Annotated in this window: 1 pseudogene; it reads right to left on the reverse strand. The window is 41.3% G+C overall.

Annotated features, from left to right (window positions below):
* Window positions 1-150: pseudogene (locus BCT81_RS29905) on the reverse strand (ABC transporter ATP-binding protein); the annotation flags it as partial.
* Window positions 151-424 lie beyond the last annotated feature (274 nt).

The raw sequence follows: 424 nt of genomic DNA on the forward strand, positions 1-424 counted from the left end.
AGTACTCTTGCCACTGCCGCTTGACCCAGTCAAAGCAACGCTGACACCAGTCCCTAGATTGAAGTCGATATTGTCCAGTACTTGATGGCTCTCTTTGCCATCAATAAAGCTCTTACTGGCCTGTTGCAGTGTGACAACTGGGCTTTCCATTTCCTCTCCTTGTAATCAAAAAGCGATTACCAAAGGTGTTATGTGTTGACGATTACTATCACGATAGACTCTCTCAAACTGTAGACGACAATTTCAGAGATTAGAGCGATTTATATCGAATTATTAGTAACTTGTACTTGATTGTTGAAGGAATGGATCAGTTGGTAGCTGGATAAGTACCCCCTAAATAGGTTGTTATTCTCTAGGCTCGGTTAGGGTACTTGGGGTTTCTCGCGTTGATTGGCACCTTCTAAGATTATTTATTAATAACTAT

It is taken from the genome of Vibrio sp. 10N.261.52.A1 (assembly GCF_002876325.1).
GTDB lineage: Bacteria > Pseudomonadota > Gammaproteobacteria > Enterobacterales > Vibrionaceae > Vibrio > Vibrio chagasii.